Below are 16,432 nucleotides of genomic sequence, written 5' to 3'. Positions count from 1 at the left end.
ATTTTTATGAATAATAAAAATTTTCATCGGATGTGGTTCCCTTTTTTTGCGTTGATTCTCGCGCTGATCGGTGGTTGTACGTCGTCTTCACACAGCGACCCCTCCCGCTACAATCTTCAGTTTCAGGCTCATCCTCAAATCAATGATTCTGCACCGCTTAAGGTCAGAGTGTTGCTGCTGAAATCCGATGCGGATTTCATGTCCAGTGACTTCTACTCCTTACAGAACAACGCGTCAGCCACGCTTGGCGCGAATCTGCTGAACAGCGATGTGTTCTTCCTGATGCCGGGCCAGCTTTCGAAAACCCTGAGCGGACAAAGCTCACCGGAAGCGCGCTATATCGGCGTGATGGCGGAATACCAGGCGCTGGACGGCAAAAAATGGCGCGTCTCACTTCCTTTGCCTGTTCCCGGCGAAAACGCGATTTACCAGTTCTGGAAATGGTCCGCAGATGAACTCCAGGCCAGCGTCTTTCTTGACGTAAATGGTATCCGGGTCATCAGCCAGTAACGCCCTTCATAACAGGAAAGAGATCATCATGACGAAAGCAGAAAAGGTCGTCTGGACCGAGGGCATGTTCCTGCGTCCCCACCATTTTCAGCGGACAGAAAGTTACCTCCTCAACCACGTTCGTGAGTGGGGGGCCTTGCAGCGATCGTATCTTTGGGGCTTTCTCGACCTTGAGCTGGATGAAGCGATGCTTCGCCAGGGCTGTATTGCCCTGAGCTACTGTAGCGGTTTGCTGCCTGACGGCACCTTTTTCCAGGTTCGCAGCGACCGCAACGGTCCGGCTCCGCTAAAAATCCCCGATAATCTCACCAATGAAAAGGTGGTGCTTGCGCTGCCGGTTCGTCGCGGTGGCCGTGAAGAGGTGATTTTCAGCGAGGAGCAGTCTTCTCTGGCGCGTTTTATTACCTTTGAACAAGAGGTGGAAGACGACAACGCCATGTCGGTTGGGGAGGCGACGGTCCAGTTTGGCCGCCTGCGTCTGACCCTGATGCTGGAGAAAGATCTGACGGCAGAATGGACCGCCATCGGCGTGGCGTACGTCACCGAAAAGCGCAACGACAACCACGTGCGGCTGGATAACAGCTACATTCCGCCAATGCTGAACGCCAATAACAGCCCGCAGCTGTACGGTATGATCAATGACCTGCACGGCTTGCTGGTGCAGCGTAGCCAGCAGATCGGCGGTCGACTGCGCCAGCCGGGGCGTTTCAATACGTCCGAGATGGTTGAGTTCACGCTTCTCTCGCTGATCAACCGCCACCTTGGCGACGTCTCACATTTAAAAACGCTGCCGTTGCTTCACCCTGAAGCGCTCTGGCGCAGCTGGCTGCCGTTTGCCACGGAGCTCGCCACCTGGACGCCGCAGCGTACCGCAGAGAGCATACTGCCGGTATACGACCATGACGATCTCGCCGTTTGCTTCAGCAAACTGATGCTGATGCTGCGTCAGGGGCTGTCGCTGGTCATGGAAGATCATGCCATCCAGCTGCCGTTGCACGAACGCTCCCACGGGCTGAACATCGCCACCGTGCCGGAGACCAGCATGGTCCGCGAATTTGGCTTCGTGCTGGCGGTAAAAGCCAATGTCCCCGGCGAACACCTGCAAACCCATTTCCCTGCCCAGATGAAGGTTGCGCCAGTGTCGAAAATTCGCGATCTGGTCCAGCTCCAGCTGCCGGGCATCATGCTTCGGGCAATGCCCGTCGCGCCGCCGCAGATCCCGTGGCATGCAGGCTACAGCTATTTCGAGCTCGAGAGGGGCAGCGAACTGTGGCACGAGATGGACAAGTCCGGGGCATTCGCGCTGCATCTCGCAGGGGAATTCCCGGGTCTCGATATGGAGTTCTGGGCCATCCGTAGCCCGACAGAATAATAAAGCGAGCGCTTAATATGCAGGAACGACAGGATACCGGCAGTGATGCCGTGTTTACCGGAGCCAGTGGGAACAATCAGCTGGTGGCGGCCGCCAATCCGCTGCTCAATGCGATTCCGCAAATCCGTCATTCGGTTTCCCACGACGATCAGGTCGGGCTGCGCCAGCGCCTGATTGACGAAATTCGCCGTTTCGAAGTGCGATGCCAGCAGGCGGGCTTACCGTATGAAGTGATTGTCGGCGCGCGCTACTGCCTCTGCACGGCGCTGGACGAAGCCGCCGCGCTGACCCCGTGGGGAAGCAGCGGCGTCTGGTCAAGCAATGGTCTGCTGGTGACGTTTCATAACGAAACCTGGGGCGGTGAGAAGTTTTTCCAGCTGCTGGCGCGTCTGTCGCAGAATCCGCGCGAACACATTCTGCTGCTGGAGATGATCAACTACTGTCTGCTGCTCGGCTTTGAAGGCCGCTACCGCGTCCTGGACAATGGCCGGACCCAGCTTGAAACCATCAAACAGCGCCTGTGGCAGATGATCCGTGGCGTGCGCGGCAGCTACCCGCCGCCGCTCTCGCCGCACCCGGAAGATCGCCCCGTACTGCGCAAGCTCTGGCGGCCGATGATCCCACTCTGGGCGTGCGTGGCGCTGGTCGGCTTTATCGCCTGCCTGTTCTATATCGTGCTGAACTGGCGTCTGGGTGATAACACCAGCCCGGTGCTGGCGAAAATTTACCAGTCCCAACTGCCGGAAACCACCATCCAGCAGCCTGCGCGTCAGCTGCCGGCGGTGCTGAACCTGCGCGGCTTCCTGAAACCAGAAATTGATGCCGGTCTGGTGGCCGTTAAGGATGAGGCGGATCGCAGCGTGGTGATCCTGAAAGGGGACGGACTCTTTGCCTCGGCCTCAACGGTGGTGCGCGATCGCTATGAGCCGGTCATCGATCGCATCGCCCAGGCGATGAATAACGTCAGCGGCAAAATTCTGGTGGTGGGGTACAGCGACAACGTGCCGATCCGCAGCGCACGCTTCGCCTCCAACTATGAACTCTCGCTTGAGCGCGCCCGTTCGGTGCAAAAACAGCTCCAGGGTAGCCTCTCACAGCCTGAGCGCGTCAAAGCCGAAGGGCGGGGTGAGATCAACCCGGTAGCGCCTAACACCACGCCTGAAAATCGCGCCCGTAACCGCCGCGTAGAGATTACGCTGCTGGTATCGCCTGACAATACCCAGGCCGAGCTGAACGGATTGCCGCAAGGAAACTAAGGATGCTGACAACTCTACTTTCTATACTGACCAATCGCATTCTGTGGAGCTTCCTGGGCGTAACGGCGCTCGCGGCGGTCATCTGGATGATTGGCCCGCTGTTGTCCATCGTGGATACCCGGCCCCTTGAATCAGAGCAGAACCGCGTCATCAGCATTGCGGTGGTCTACCTGATTTGGGCCCAGAGCCACATTCTGCCGCGGCTGTATAACGCCTGGCTGAACCGTAAGCTGATGGACAAGCTCAACGAAAATACCACCAGCCCGGAGGCGGCCGATCCGCAGAAACGTCTGAACAGCGAGGAGCAGATCCTTGCCGGGCGTTTCGATGAAGCCGCCCAGATGCTGAAAAAAGCCCACTTCAGCAAAGCGGGACATGGCGCGCAGTGGACGCAGCGCTTCAGCACACAGTACCTCTATCAGCTGCCGTGGTACGTCATTATTGGCGCGCCGGGTTCAGGTAAAACCACCGCGCTGGCCAACTCCGGGCTGCAATTCCCGCTGGCGGATCGCTTCGGTAAAACCGCGCTGCGCGGCATTGGCGGCACGCGCAACTGTGACTGGTGGTTTACCAACGAGGCGGTTCTGCTGGATACCGCGGGGCGCTACACCACTCAGGAGAGCGAGCAGGTTCAGGACGCCGGAGAGTGGCTGGAATTTATCAACCTGCTGCGTAAATACCGCCGTCGCCAGCCCATCAACGGCGTGATTATCACCATCAGCATTTCCGACCTGCTTTCGCAGTCCGCTGAGGCCTCGCGCCAGCAGGCGGTCAACCTGCGCCAGCGTCTCTCCGAGCTGCATGAACAGCTGGGTATTCGCTTCCCGGTGTATGTGATGGTGACCAAAGCGGACCTGCTTAAAGGCTTCCGCGCCTGGTTTGCGGATTACGACAAAGCCCAGCGCGACCAGATCTGGGGCTTTACGCTGCCGTGGGAGCACACCAAACACGCAGATTACGACCTGATGGGCAACTTCCAGCAGGAATTTTCCCTGCTGCAACAGCGTCTGGATGCTGGCCTTCCGGAAACCATGCTCAAAGAGCATGACGCCAAAACCCGTGCGGAAGCCTATCTCTTCCCGCAGGAGTTCGCCGCGCTGCGTCCGCTGCTGGCTGACTACCTGAGCACGGTCTTTGCTCGCTCAAACTTCGAAACCGAATTTTCGCCGCGTGGCATCTACTTTGCCAGCGGCACTCAGGAAGGGATGCCGTTTGACCGCGTGATGGGCGAGCTGAACCGCGCGCTCTCCTTACCTGAAGGGGGGGAAAGCACGCGCTGGGATTCGGTGAGCAAAGAGGCGCCGATCCCAGGCGCGAAGGGCCAAAGCTTCTTCATTAAAAACCTGCTGCAAAACGTGATTTTCCAGGAAGCGGGCATCGCCGGGGAAAACCGCTGGTGGGAACTGCGCAACCGCGCCGTGATGTGGTCCGGCTACGCGGCGCTGCTGGCCCTGCTGGTGATCCTGGGTGGCCTGTGGCTGACCAGCTACGCCAAAAATAAAGCCTATCTGGAAGAAGTGGACGCAAAAGTGCCGATGCTGGAGCAGCAGAGCAAGGCGCTGCAAAACCAGCCCCAGCGCGATCTGTTTGCGCTTCTGCCGCTGCTTAACAGCCTGGTGGATCTGCCGAAAAGCAATGCCTTCGACGTTAACGACCCGCCGGTTTCCCGCCGCATGGGGCTTTATCGCGGGGATGACGTCAGCGATGCCTCGCAGTCTCTGTACCAGAAGGCGCTGGATCAGATGCTGCTGCCCGCCGTGGCGATGCACATTACCACCTGGCTGCGCAACGACAACGGCAGCGACGTGGAGTACAGCTATGAGGCGCTGAAAGCCTATCAGATGCTCTACCAGCCGAAGCACTATGACGGCAAATTCCTGCACTCGTGGGTGATGCTCAACCTGCAACGCAACCTGCCGCAGAACGTGACGCAGGCGCAGCTTCAGGAGCTGGAATGGCACCTGACCCAGCTGCTGGAGCCAAAAATTCAGGCTTCACCGTATGCGCAGGATGAGGATCTGGTGGCACGTGAAAGGGCGCTTATCAACCAGCAGCCGCTCTCAACACGCGTATATGGCCGCCTGAAACGTCTGCTGGAGCATGATGAAAACCTGAAGCCGGTTTCGCTTTCAGATCTCGGCGGCCCGCAGAGCGAGCTGGTGTTTTCCCGTAAAAGCGGCAAGCCGGTGAGTGAGGGCGTACCGGGTCTGTATACGCCGGACGGCTACTGGAAGAGCTTCAACGACCAGATCGACAGTGTGACCACCGCCCTGCACGAGGACGATGCCTGGGTACTAGGAGCGACCACCGCTCAGGAAGATAAACAGCAGATCGACAACGCCGTGCGCCAGCTCTACATGCGCGACTTTATCGTCAACTGGGATCGCTTTCTCGCTGACATTCAGCTCAACAACAGCGCCGATCTTTCCCAGCGCATCAACACCGCGCGCCTGCTTTCAGGCACCAACTCGCCGCTGCGCCGTCTGGTGCTTAACCTGAGCAAGGTGCTGACCCTGTCGCGCACTGCGCCTGCGCCGGAAGATGCGCAGAAAGCGGAAGATCAAAGCAACCGCGCCACCCGCACGCTGGAAGCGCTGTTCAGCAACGGTGACAATGCCCCGACGCAGGGCGCGGTCGTGACGCAGGCGCCTGAGCAACTGGTGACCGACCACTATGCGCCGATGATTGAGCTGGCGCAGCCGCTGGAGAAGGGTGGCAAGACCATCGTCTTTGACGATTTTCTTAAGCAGGTTGACGAGCTTTATCGCTACCTGACCGCCGTTCAGGATGCGGCAAACAGCGGTATGCCCGCGCCGGGCGGCGATGCAATCAGCCGCCTGCAAGCCAGCGCGGGACGTCTGCCGGGCGGGCTGCAAACCATGTTCAGCAATATGGCCGTCGGCGCCAGCAGCGATACCCAGCGTCGCGATCTGGAGAACGTGCGTAAGCGCATTAACGTGGAAGTGGGTGGGTTCTGCCGTCAGGCGATTGCCGGGCGTTATCCACTGGTGCGCAGCGCCAGCACCGAGGTGACGCCGGACGATCTCGCCCGCATGTTCGCGCCGGGCACCGGACTGATGGACACCTTTTTCCGCGACAACCTGACCAACAAGATGGACACCACCCAGGCGAACTGGCGCTTTATGCCGGGCATCGACGGTAAAACGCTGCCGGGCAGCGAAGGGCTGTTGCGTCCGTTCCAGCAGGCGCAGTCTGTCCGCGATGCCTTCTTCGCCAACGGCGCGACCACGCCATCCTTCAGGGTGACGGTGCGCACCGTGCGGATGGACAACACCATTCTGAACCTGACGCTGGACGTGGACGGCCAGCTGCTGCGCTACAGCCACGGTCCGCAGGCGGTGCAGATCATGAACTGGCCGGGGCCGGGCGGGACGAACCAGGTGCGTATGCAGCTCGGTCTGACCAATGGCAGCACCGCAACGCTGGTAACTAACGGTTCCTGGGCGCTCAACCGCTTTTTCGACAAGGCGCGCACCAGCCCTGGCGCGGGTAGCCTGAGCCGTCAGGCGACCTTCAACGTCGACGGACATCAGGTCACGCTGGAGTTTGCCCCGAACAGCATCCGCAACCCGTTCCAGCTTCCCCGTTTCTCATGCCCATAACCGCAAGGACAGCCGTATGACGAATACCCCTGCGATGAACCGTTATAGCTGGTATGGCAAATTACCCAGCGCCGGAGATTTTTTGCAGCGTCGCTTTCCGGATACCCTGCAACGCCAGTGGTCGCACTGGTTCCAGGTCGGCCTGCTGGCCTGGCAACAGGAAGAGCAGCGCAGCGGCGAGCGCCCGTTTTCAAAAGCCCCGGTGTGGAACTTTGTCGTCCCGCCGATGCTCGGTAGCCAGATGATTCAGATGGGCTGCCTGCTGCCGGGCCGTGACAGCGTAGGCCGCCACTATCCGGTATGCCTGCAACTGAGCTTCACCCCCGCCGAATGGTCATCCCGCCTGCTCGGGCAGGCTGAAAGCTGGTACCAGCAGCTTGGCCGTCTGGGGCTGCACGCGGTGCGTAACAGCTATTCTGCCTCCCAGCTGGATGAAATGCTGATGACCATCCCGGCGCCCCAGCCGGTTGAGCCGCAAAAGCGTTCCGACATTCTCGACGTGATTGGCTATGACGACGATGGTCAGAGCACGCTGGGCTGGCCGCAGGCGGCAGAGTGTTTTGATCCGCTGCGCCAGACCAGCTACTGGTGGACAAACCGCTGCGACGGCTATCCGCTGTACACCCACGTCCACAGCGGAAACTTCACCGGGCAGCTCTTTACGCTGCTGTTCGATCCGGCAGGCGGCGCCCGTCCGGGCCGCCACGGTCTTTACCCGCCTATGTTTGAATAAGCAGGGATCTTATGAATATCGATGAATTTCTCGCGCCGATAAGCCCCGATAACCCCTGCGGTGAAAACCTGGAGTACGACGCTGATTTCCAGGCCATGGGTCAGGCCAGTCAGGGCAAAGCCGAGCAGCAGTTTGGCGACACCATCATTCCGGCAGAGCCTGCCGACTGGAACACGGTGGAAAAACTCGCCACCAGCCTGCTGGGTCGCACCAAAGATCTTCGCGTCATGCTGGCGTTAACCCATGCCTGGACGCGTCGTCGCGGGCTGGCAGGTTACGCCGACGGACTAGTGCTGGTGCAGGAAGCCCTGTCCCGTTACTGGGAGCAACTTTACCCTCTGCTGGAAGAGTATGGCGAAACCGATCCGTTCTACCGCATCAACGCCCTCGCCGGGCTGAGTGATAAATCTGACCTGACGGTCGCGGTGCGTAACGCCTCACTGCTCCGCTCAAACGGCGATGAGATTTCGCTCCGTGACGCCCAGGCGCTGCTTGACGGCAGTAAAACCGAGTGTCCGGATTATCCGGGCGGTCGTCCACGACTGATCGATGAGCTGGCCCGGGGCGATCAGCCCGGCACCGAAGCGGTAATCGTGATCAACGAACGCCTGCTGGCCATCCGCGAACTGCTTACCGGCTATCTCGGGGAAAGTGGCGTACCGGAGATGGAACAGCTGTTGAAAACCGTCGGACTGGTTTCCAGCGCCTGTCAGGTGACCGATATCAGCAAGCTGCTGCCGAACCGTGACGCGCAGGCTGAACAGCACGCCGAGCCGCAGCCGGTGGCCGCGTCGCCCGTTCAGCAGGTGACGGACTGGCGCAGCGTGCAGGTGACCAGCCGCGCCGACGCCCAGCTGATGCTGGAAAAAGCGAAACAGTATTTTGCGCAGTACGAACCCAGCCATCCCGCACCGCTGATGATTGAACGGGTGCAGCGGCTGTCTGAACTCAACTTTATGGACATTATTCGCGACCTGGCGCCAGACGGCGTTAACCAACTGGAAAACATCTTTGGACGCCGCGAATGACGCGTCCTGGCATTATGACGACAGGCATGGAGTCTGCCGTTTCACCTTCACCGCGCATCTTTGATGGAGAACATCATGGCAATGAGTAACAGTGGACAGAAATTCATCGCACGCAACCGTGCTCCCCGCGTGCAGATCGAGTACGACGTAGAGATCTACGGCGCAGAACGCAAAATTCAGCTGCCGTTTGTGATGGGCGTTATGGCCGATCTGGTTGGCAAGCCGGTGGAAAATCTGCCAGCCGTCGACGAGCGTAAGTTCCTGGAAATCGACATCGACAACTTCGACGAACGCATGAAGGCGCTGAAGCCGCGCGTGGCGTTCCAGGTGGATAACACCCTGACCGGCGAAGGTAAGCTCAACGTCGATCTGACCTTCGACAGCATGGACGACTTCCTGCCGGACGCGGTGGCCCGCAAAGTAGAGCCGCTGAACAAGCTGCTGGAAGCCCGTACCCAGCTCTCCAACCTGCTGACCTACATGGACGGTAAAAACGGTGCGGAAGAGCTGATCGCGAAAATTCTCCAGGATCCGACGCTGCTCAAATCCCTGAGCCAGTTGCCAAAAAATGACGAAAGTGCGAAAGGTAGCGAGGAATAATCGATGAGCAACCAGACTCAACAACACGATCAGCAGGCGGGCCAGGCGTTCAGCCAGGACGAGTTCAGCGCGCTGCTGAATAAAGAGTTCCGCCCGAAAACCGATCAGGCGCGCTCTGCCGTAGAAAGCGCGGTTAAAACCCTGGCGCAGCAGGCGCTGGAAAACACCGTAACCTTCTCAAACGATACCTACCGCACCATTCAGAACCTGATTGCCGGTATTGACGAGCAGCTTTCACAGCAGGTGAACCAGATTATTCACCACGAGGAGTTCCAGAAGCTGGAGAGCGCCTGGCGCGGGCTGAGCTACCTGGTGAACAATACCGAAACCGACGAGATGCTGAAGATCCGTTTTATGAGCATCTCCAAGCAGGAGCTGGGCCGCACCCTGAAGCGCTACAAGGGCGTGGGCTGGGACCAGAGCCCGATCTTCAAGAAAATCTACGAGCAGGAGTACGGCCAGTTCGGTGGCGAGCCGTTTGGCTGCATCGTGGGCGACTACTACTTCGACCACAGCCCGCAGGACGTTGAGCTGCTGGGCGAGATGGCGCGCATCGGCTCTGCGGCCCACTGTCCGTTCATCACCGGCACCGCGCCGGGCGTGATGCAGATGGAGTCCTGGCAGGAGCTGGCTAACCCGCGCGACCTGACCAAAATCTTCCAGAACACCGAATACGCTGCCTGGCGTTCACTGCGTGAATCCGAAGATGCCCGCTATCTGGGCCTGGTGATGCCGCGCTTCCTGTCGCGTCTGCCGTACGGCATTCGCACCAACCCGGTCGACAGCTTTGATTTTGAAGAGCAGACCGACAGCGCGAACCACAACAGCTACTCGTGGGCAAACGCTGCCTATGCGATGGCGGCCAACATCAACCGCTCCTTTAAAGAGTACGGCTGGTGCACCTCGATTCGCGGCGTGGAATCCGGCGGGGCGGTGGAAAACCTGCCGTGCCACACCTTCCCAAGCGATGACGGCGGCGTGGACATGAAGTGCCCGACCGAGATCGCCATCAGCGACCGTCGTGAAGCGGAACTGGCGAAAAACGGCTTTATGCCGCTGGTGCACCGCAAAAACTCCGACTTCGCCGCCTTCATCGGCGCGCAGTCCCTGCAAAAACCGGCCGAGTACCACGACCCGGATGCCACCGCTAACGCGCGCCTGGCCTCCCGTCTGCCGTACCTGTTCGCCTGCTGCCGTTTTGCTCACTACCTGAAGTGCATCGTGCGCGACAAAATCGGCTCCTTCCGCGAGCGCGAAGAGATGGAACGCTGGCTGAACGACTGGGTGATGAACTACGTGGACGGCGACCCGGCGAACTCCTCTCAGGAAACCAAGTCCCGCAAACCGCTGGCGGCTGCGGAAGTGCAGGTGCAGGAAATCGAAGACAACCCGGGCTACTACGCCGCGAAGTTCTTCCTGCGTCCACACTACCAGCTGGAAGGTCTGACCGTTTCCCTGCGTCTGGTATCTAAACTGCCGTCGCTGAAGACGAAGGACGCGTAATGATAATTGCCGCCGGGGGGCCATGCCCGGCGTTAGCTTTATAGTATGGAAATTTGAGAGGAAATATGACCGCGAGACCTTCGTTTGTTGCTGCCTGGGCGGCGGCAACACGTATTTACGATGCAAATGATTCTATCGGCAAAGTTAAGCAAGTTATCGGCGGCAAAGTTAAGCACAACTTCGAAATAGCGCCAGATGAGGGCGGGTGGTCAAATAGTTGTGCCGTACGGATGAGTTATGTTCTTAACTATACCGGGCATCCCGTTCCGCGTATTGCAAATCTCACGGTATCCGGTGCTGATAATAAATGGTACTTCTACCGCGTAAAGGATGTCATTGCCTGGTTGACGCGTCAGTGGGGTAAACCTGACATGATCGTGAGTTATCCTTCCTTACCCGTTGAGCAATTAGCCAACAAAAAGGGCGTCATTCTGTTTGAGGTACAGGGCTGGAGTGACGCCGCAGGTCATGCAACATTCTGGAATGGTTTAACCTGTTCGGATCACTGTTATTTCAATGCGCCGGAGACGAATTACACGACGACCAAAGCTAATTTTTGGGAGTTGCCATGAAAAAAATGATTGCTAGTCTACTGTTGCTCACCAGTTCCGCCTCTGTGTATGCAACTGACGATCCGGTGTCGTTTGTCAAAAAAATGCCTTATAAACAAGTTGTTAAAGACGTTGTTTTTTCTCGCTGCCTGGCACAAGTTGCAGATGATAAAAGCCAGTTTTCTCTGGATGCAGCCCGTAGCAGTAGCGCATTACTGGAATGGGTGCCTTTCGATATTGAAAATGGCAATGACAAAATTAATGCTCTTATTAATAAATATAAAGGTGCAACCAATGCCTTTCATTCTGAGAGAAAACCCGATGTAAAAGGCGTAACCTTAAACTGCCTGCGTCTTTATCATAGTGACGAACTTAATCAACTTGCTCCTCAATTAATCATCGGAAATCCTGACCGCACCTGGATTCAGGATAATCCACAATAGTATAAGACTTCACATTCTTTCCTTTCGTTCAGGGGGAATGTAAGACTGTCAAATGACACGGGTCGTTTGATATGAGGCAGAGGTAAAATATGGACGGTTTTATTCAGCCCCATGCTTTCCTGTTTGCCATATAAGGGCTTTTTCGAAAGCAATATTGTTCATCCACGAAGAGTAGATATTATGGCTATTGATATGTTTCTGAAGGTCGAGGGTGTTACGGGCGAATCTAAAGATTCTAACCACACCGGCTGGACTGATATTACCTCCTTCTCCTGGGGCGCGTCCCAGCCAGGTAATATGAGCGTTGGCGGTGGCGGCGGTGCCGGTAAAGTGAACTTTAACGATCTGCACGTTAACGCTCTGATCGACAAATCCACTACAGCAATCCTGAAACACTGCGCAAGCGGTAAACACCTGACCAAAGTTGAACTGTCCGTCTGCAAAGCGGGTGGTCAGCAGGTTGAATACACCCGCATCACCCTGGAAGACGTTCTCGTGACTTCCGTTCAGTACACGGGTGCAGACAACGGCGATACCGTTGGCGTGACCTATGCATTCCAGGCTGCGAAAGTGAAACAGCAGTACTGGGAGCAGACCACTGCCGGTGGTAAAGGTGCTGAAAGCAGCGCTGGCTGGAACATCAAAGAAAACAAAGAAGCGTAATTGCGCGCGTGACCGGGGAGTTTTCCCCGGTCATTATTTATAGAGACTTAATTTCGTTTGCAAAGGGATGTCAATATGAGCGTAAAATCAACGGTTGCTCCTGGTTATTGTGTTGTTCAGCAGGCTGGTACGTTAGATTTCCAGGCAAGACTACTGTTCAATAAACCAGACAGTGAAGCGGCACGTTATTTTATGCAAATGAACAGGGACACACGGTGGTTAAAACCCGGGCAAATATTGATCCTTAATGCTCCGGGTGCTGAAAATGCGGTTCAGCTAAAACAATTACAAAATGCAAAGCAAAAGGTTAATGGAGCATTGGCAGAACTGAATACAGATGAAGCTAATTTCTTTAACAAGCATTTTAGTACCATCGCAGCATTAACTAATTTTATGGATAAATCTCTCGGGGTGGTTGCTGATGCAGGTGAAAGGTACTTTAGCGAAATAGAAAAGAAATTAAAAGCTATCGAACTGGCTTATCAAAATCAATACAGAACGCAAGGCACATTGATCGGGCAGCAGTTTTTTGTTGAAAGGCAAAAACTTTTTTCTGAGCTGGACGTTTTATTAAATAAGCTGTCCAGACTAACGCTGAAACTGAAACCTTATGAAGAAATCAAGCACGCTTTAGGTTTATCAAGCAGGTCAATTGTCCACGAATGGAGTACTGCGGGTGTTGCCTCGATACGAGGGTATTCAACATATGTAGACAATGCTTCAAAAGCTGCCCGTTTTCTGAAAATGGGAGGATGGCTTGCTATCGGCTTCGCTGGTGCAAACACAACCAATGAAGTTTACGATGCCTGTACAGTAGGTAGAGAGCAGAGTTGTTCCAAAGTCGCCGTTAAGAAGTACAGTCAATTTGGCGCCAGTCTTGCGGGCGGGATTTATGGCGGAAAATATGGCGCCATGGCTGGGGCTGGCGTATGTGTTGCATTGGGCGTGGCAACAGGTGGTGTAGGGTTGCTCGCGTGTTCTGTGGTAGGCGCCGCTGCGGGTGGATACATTGGTGGCGAAGTTGCCGGTGGAGCAACTGAATATGTCATGGATAAGCTATGGTGAATTTAGAAAATATTCTTTTATTTCTGATTGTTGTTTTATTTTTACTTGTCGTAATTATGGACTTCATCAGTTCCCGTTATTTTAAAAAACACGAGGCCGAATATAATCAGCTTCTTTCAGAATATAGGCAAAAAGGCTACGATCTCGATCTGGTGACAAATTACGCATCATTTTTTGGTTCGCTGGCGAACTATCAAAAAATAATCTGGTTTGTTCGTCTTCGCAAAGGCGTGAAGATGAAATTTACCAAAGACAGAAATGTTCAGGACGATGCCTATAAATTCGTTCAGGCTTTACCGGAAGAGAGAATCGGCTGGATATTAAAACTGCATCGACGCTATAAAGCTCAGGCCTTACTTTTTACGCTATGGCTGCTTATCGGCATTATTTTCCTGAATGTAGTCAAATAGCTTTAATCAGCCCTTAACCCCCAAACCCCGCCGTTCTCACCCCCGAGAGCGGCAGCGTTTGAGCGCTAATCATACCAGCAGGAATACGCCATGCGATTCACGATTATTTCTACGAAACCCGGTCATCAGCCGCCGCAAAGCAGCTGTGATTTTTATGCCCCGGGCGGCACCATTGGGCGCGGTACGGATAACAATCTGGTGCTGCCGGACAATGACCGCACCATCTCGCGTTTGCAGGCCATCGTTCACGTCGACGCCAGTGGCGAATGCCGCGTCACGAACCGCGGCAGCGTTACCCGCGTGGTACTGAATGATATCCCGTTGGAGCGTGGGCGTCAGGTTGAGCTTCAGGATGGGGATATTCTCGGTATTGATGATTATCGCATTGAAGTCAGCGAACTCATTCATGACACCCAGCCCGTAAGCCGCATGGCGGCCAGCATGCAGCAGGCGCGCCCAGTGGCGACACCTGCACCAGCGCCGCAACCGAAACCGGCCAGCGCCGCGCCTCGTGGAAAAGCTGAACCTACGGCCGTGCCGTCGGAAATCTGGGACAGCCTGATGCAGGAGTTTTCCATCTCCGACAGCATCTCCAGCAACCGGGCAAAACCACAGCCCGCCGCATCCCACGATCCGTTCTCTCAGCCTGCGGCCCCGGAGCGGAATGCCGAAGATCCGCTGGCAATGTTTAACGACGCCGAACCGTCGCTTGAACGTAAAAACGTTGACCCGGACACGCTGTTTAGCGATGAAGCGTTGTTTAAAAAAGAGAGCATCTTTGACGATGTCACCCCTTCAACGCTGGTACAGCCGGACGAAAGCAAACCTGCCCAGCCAAAGGAAGAGGCGTCGGACGAACTCGATCCGTTAGCCCTGTTTGGCGGGTCGGCGAGCGCACCTGCCGCGCGTCATGATGACCCTCTCGGCCTGATGGGCGGCGCGCCGTTAACCCATCCGGATGAAATCGTGGCCGATAAGCCGGAGCCAAAGCCTGAACCGCAAGCCGCACAGGAAGAGGATGCGCTGGCCAGCTCACCGCTGTTCGATCCGGAACCGACTGAACCACAGGACGCGCCGCGCGCGGAAGAGGAGCCCGCGCGCCCCGATTACGCTGGCTTCACCATGCCAACGCCGCAGGCCGTGGCGCGCAGCAACGCGCAGGCGCCTAAAGGCCGCCTGCGTATCGACCCGGTTAAAAACGCTGCATCGCCTGCTGCCTCCGCGCAGACCGGCGAGCGGGGCGAGGTGCTTCAGGGCGAACTGCTGGAGGCGCTGCTGGAGGGCATGGGCCTGAGCGAAATGCAGCCGGTACCGCAATTCGACCGGGAAAATATGCGTCAGCTGGGGCAGATCCTGGGCATGTTCTCGCAGGGGACCGTGGCGCTGCTCTCCTCGCGCTCCATACTCAAGCGTGGGGTGAAAGCCGATATGACCATGGTGCTCGACGATGCGAACAACCCGTTCAAACTGTTGCCGACCGGGAAAACGGTGCTGATCCAGATGTTCGGCACGCCGATGCCGGGCTTTATGCCGCCGACCAAATCGGTGCGTGATGCGCTGATCGATCTCCAGGCGCACCAGCTGGGGATGATCTCCGGTATCCGCGCCATTATCGCCGCCATGCTGCAATCCTTTAACCCGGAACAACTGGAAGAGCAGGCGAAGCAGAACGGGATGACGTCACGCCTGGCGCTGCCGGGCAGCCGTAAAGCCGCGCTGTGGGATTATTTCGTTCGCAGCTATGGCGAGACGGCGGGCGAGATCGAGGACGACTTCCATACCCTGTTTGGCGAAGCCTTCCTCCATGCCTATGACATGGAGGTCAATCAGTACAAAGACTCACAAAGCGGATCGGAAGAAAAATGAATATCGCAACGGCTTCTCTCTCCCGCCAGGGGACGCGCGCCAGCAACCAGGATCAGACGGGAGAAACCATCGGGGAACGTTCAGCCTGCTTTGTCGTCTGTGACGGCATCGCGGGCCTGCCGGGCGGCGAGGTGGCCGCTGAGCTGGCCCGCAACAGCATTATTTCCCGCTTTGACGGCGACAAGCACCTGAATGCGCAGCATATTCGTGACTACGTCCAAACGGCGAACCGCACCATCCTCAGCGAACAACAGGCCGTGCAGGACTATCGCCGGATGGGCACCACGCTGGTCAGCCTGTTTATCGACAGGGATTACCGTCTGGCTTACTGGGCGCACGCCGGAGACAGCCGCCTGTACCTGTTTCGCCGCGGCTGGCTGTGGCATGTCACCACCGATCACAGCCTCGTCCAGCAGATGAAAGATGCCGGGCATCAGACCGACGATCTCAACAGCAACCTGCTGTATCTGGCGCTGGGTATTGAGAATGGCGGACCGGAAGCGAGCTACAGCGATGTCGTGCAGGTTGAGGACGGTGATGCCTTCCTGCTCTGCACCGACGGTTTTTGGCACGGCGTCAGCGAAGAGCAGATGAAGCAGTCGCTGCATATGGTCAATACGCCACAGGAGTGGCTGACCTTAATGAACCAAATCATTCAAAAGAATGCCGAACAGGAGGGCAATGCTCAGGATAACTATACCGCCGTGGCGGTGTGGATGGGCAACCCTCAGGACACCACTTTGCTGCATACGCTCTCTGACGCAGCACAATTTCTTCCCTGCGGAACTGATTAGACACACAAGGATTGA

Annotated in this window: 15 protein-coding genes; all 15 read left to right on the top strand. The window is 56.8% G+C overall.

Annotated features, from left to right (window positions below; translation table 11 throughout):
* The first annotated feature begins 6 nt into the window (after positions 1-6).
* The 15 genes from tssJ (at position 7) to ACQG0T_RS12985 (ending at position 16,417) form a co-directional block, all read left to right on the top strand.
* Entirely contained in the window at positions 7-510 is a 504-nt protein-coding gene (gene tssJ, locus ACQG0T_RS13055; protein ID WP_022648418.1) for a type VI secretion system lipoprotein TssJ, read from the top strand.
* A gap of 28 nt (positions 511-538) precedes the next feature.
* Positions 539-1,882, top strand: coding sequence for a type VI secretion system baseplate subunit TssK (gene tssK / locus ACQG0T_RS13050; RefSeq protein ID WP_015570328.1), 1,344 nt, complete (start codon positions 539-541; stop codon positions 1,880-1,882).
* A 17-nt stretch (positions 1,883-1,899) separates the two neighbouring features.
* Positions 1,900-3,138 (top strand): DotU family type VI secretion system protein, encoded by a 1,239-nt coding sequence (locus ACQG0T_RS13045; RefSeq protein WP_003859963.1) that lies wholly within the window; start codon positions 1,900-1,902, stop codon positions 3,136-3,138.
* 2 nt (positions 3,139-3,140) lie between these two features.
* Positions 3,141-6,761: a type VI secretion system membrane subunit TssM gene (tssM, locus tag ACQG0T_RS13040; RefSeq protein WP_271040305.1), complete on the top strand. Its 3,621-nt coding sequence runs from the start codon at positions 3,141-3,143 to the stop codon at positions 6,759-6,761.
* A gap of 16 nt (positions 6,762-6,777) precedes the next feature.
* Positions 6,778-7,494, top strand: coding sequence for a type VI secretion system-associated protein TagF (gene tagF / locus ACQG0T_RS13035; RefSeq protein ID WP_015570330.1), 717 nt, complete (start codon positions 6,778-6,780; stop codon positions 7,492-7,494).
* A gap of 11 nt (positions 7,495-7,505) precedes the next feature.
* Positions 7,506-8,522, top strand: coding sequence for a type VI secretion system protein TssA (gene tssA / locus ACQG0T_RS13030; protein WP_017693278.1), 1,017 nt, complete (start codon positions 7,506-7,508; stop codon positions 8,520-8,522).
* 75 nt (positions 8,523-8,597) lie between these two features.
* Entirely contained in the window at positions 8,598-9,122 is a 525-nt protein-coding gene (gene tssB, locus ACQG0T_RS13025) for a type VI secretion system contractile sheath small subunit (protein WP_008502644.1), read from the top strand.
* Between the two features lie 3 nt (positions 9,123-9,125).
* Positions 9,126-10,625 carry a type VI secretion system contractile sheath large subunit gene (tssC, locus tag ACQG0T_RS13020; protein WP_023296778.1) on the top strand — a complete coding sequence of 500 codons (1,500 nt, stop codon included), beginning with the start codon at positions 9,126-9,128 and terminating at the stop codon, positions 10,623-10,625.
* Between the two features lie 65 nt (positions 10,626-10,690).
* Positions 10,691-11,197, top strand: a complete 507-nt coding sequence (locus ACQG0T_RS13015; RefSeq protein WP_017384301.1) for a type VI secretion system amidase effector protein Tae4 — start codon at positions 10,691-10,693, stop codon at positions 11,195-11,197.
* Positions 11,194-11,619, top strand: coding sequence for a T6SS amidase immunity protein Tai4 family protein (locus ACQG0T_RS13010; protein ID WP_017693279.1), 426 nt, complete (start codon positions 11,194-11,196; stop codon positions 11,617-11,619). Before ACQG0T_RS13015 ends, ACQG0T_RS13010 begins: the two co-directional genes overlap by 4 nt.
* 180 nt (positions 11,620-11,799) lie before the next feature.
* Positions 11,800-12,282, top strand: a complete 483-nt coding sequence (locus ACQG0T_RS13005) for an Hcp family type VI secretion system effector (protein ID WP_014884229.1) — start codon at positions 11,800-11,802, stop codon at positions 12,280-12,282.
* A gap of 75 nt (positions 12,283-12,357) precedes the next feature.
* The gene (locus ACQG0T_RS13000; protein ID WP_032103580.1) at positions 12,358-13,347 is read left to right on the top strand and encodes a hypothetical protein; all 990 of its coding nucleotides are present in this window, start codon (positions 12,358-12,360) and stop codon (positions 13,345-13,347) included.
* Positions 13,341-13,757 carry a hypothetical protein gene (locus ACQG0T_RS12995; protein ID WP_015570334.1) on the top strand — a complete coding sequence of 139 codons (417 nt, stop codon included), beginning with the start codon at positions 13,341-13,343 and terminating at the stop codon, positions 13,755-13,757. Before ACQG0T_RS13000 ends, ACQG0T_RS12995 begins: the two co-directional genes overlap by 7 nt.
* A gap of 90 nt (positions 13,758-13,847) precedes the next feature.
* Positions 13,848-15,623 (top strand): type VI secretion system-associated FHA domain protein TagH, encoded by a 1,776-nt coding sequence (gene tagH, locus ACQG0T_RS12990; RefSeq protein WP_015570335.1) that lies wholly within the window; start codon positions 13,848-13,850, stop codon positions 15,621-15,623.
* The gene (locus ACQG0T_RS12985; protein WP_003859969.1) at positions 15,620-16,417 is read left to right on the top strand and encodes a PP2C family protein-serine/threonine phosphatase; all 798 of its coding nucleotides are present in this window, start codon (positions 15,620-15,622) and stop codon (positions 16,415-16,417) included. Before tagH ends, ACQG0T_RS12985 begins: the two co-directional genes overlap by 4 nt.
* Positions 16,418-16,432: the final 15 nt, after the last annotated feature.

This window comes from Enterobacter cloacae complex sp. 302F9, assembly GCF_050030335.1.
In the GTDB taxonomy this organism is placed as follows: Bacteria; Pseudomonadota; Gammaproteobacteria; order Enterobacterales; family Enterobacteriaceae; genus Enterobacter; species Enterobacter hormaechei_C.
The sequence above is the reverse complement of the archived record's forward strand: the minus strand, read 5'-3'. Positions and strand labels throughout refer to the sequence as shown.

Excerpts from the sequence above, each read along its gene's own strand:
- tssB (WP_008502644.1), top strand. The coding sequence starts at position 8,598 with ATGGCAATGAGTAACAGTGGACAGAAATTCATCGCACGCAACCGTGCT.
- ACQG0T_RS13010 (WP_017693279.1), top strand. The coding sequence starts at position 11,194 with ATGAAAAAAATGATTGCTAGTCTACTGTTGCTCACCAGTTCCGCCTCT.
- tssA (WP_017693278.1), top strand. The coding sequence starts at position 7,506 with ATGAATATCGATGAATTTCTCGCGCCGATAAGCCCCGATAACCCCTGC.
- ACQG0T_RS13000 (WP_032103580.1), top strand. The coding sequence starts at position 12,358 with ATGAGCGTAAAATCAACGGTTGCTCCTGGTTATTGTGTTGTTCAGCAG.
- tssM (WP_271040305.1), top strand. The coding sequence starts at position 3,141 with ATGCTGACAACTCTACTTTCTATACTGACCAATCGCATTCTGTGGAGC.
- ACQG0T_RS12995 (WP_015570334.1), top strand. The coding sequence starts at position 13,341 with ATGGTGAATTTAGAAAATATTCTTTTATTTCTGATTGTTGTTTTATTT.
- tagH (WP_015570335.1), top strand. The coding sequence starts at position 13,848 with ATGCGATTCACGATTATTTCTACGAAACCCGGTCATCAGCCGCCGCAA.
- tssC (WP_023296778.1), top strand. The coding sequence starts at position 9,126 with ATGAGCAACCAGACTCAACAACACGATCAGCAGGCGGGCCAGGCGTTC.
- ACQG0T_RS13005 (WP_014884229.1), top strand. The coding sequence starts at position 11,800 with ATGGCTATTGATATGTTTCTGAAGGTCGAGGGTGTTACGGGCGAATCT.
- ACQG0T_RS12985 (WP_003859969.1), top strand. The coding sequence starts at position 15,620 with ATGAATATCGCAACGGCTTCTCTCTCCCGCCAGGGGACGCGCGCCAGC.
- tssK (WP_015570328.1), top strand. The coding sequence starts at position 539 with ATGACGAAAGCAGAAAAGGTCGTCTGGACCGAGGGCATGTTCCTGCGT.
- tssJ (WP_022648418.1), top strand. The coding sequence starts at position 7 with ATGAATAATAAAAATTTTCATCGGATGTGGTTCCCTTTTTTTGCGTTG.
- ACQG0T_RS13015 (WP_017384301.1), top strand. The coding sequence starts at position 10,691 with ATGACCGCGAGACCTTCGTTTGTTGCTGCCTGGGCGGCGGCAACACGT.
- tagF (WP_015570330.1), top strand. The coding sequence starts at position 6,778 with ATGACGAATACCCCTGCGATGAACCGTTATAGCTGGTATGGCAAATTA.
- ACQG0T_RS13045 (WP_003859963.1), top strand. The coding sequence starts at position 1,900 with ATGCAGGAACGACAGGATACCGGCAGTGATGCCGTGTTTACCGGAGCC.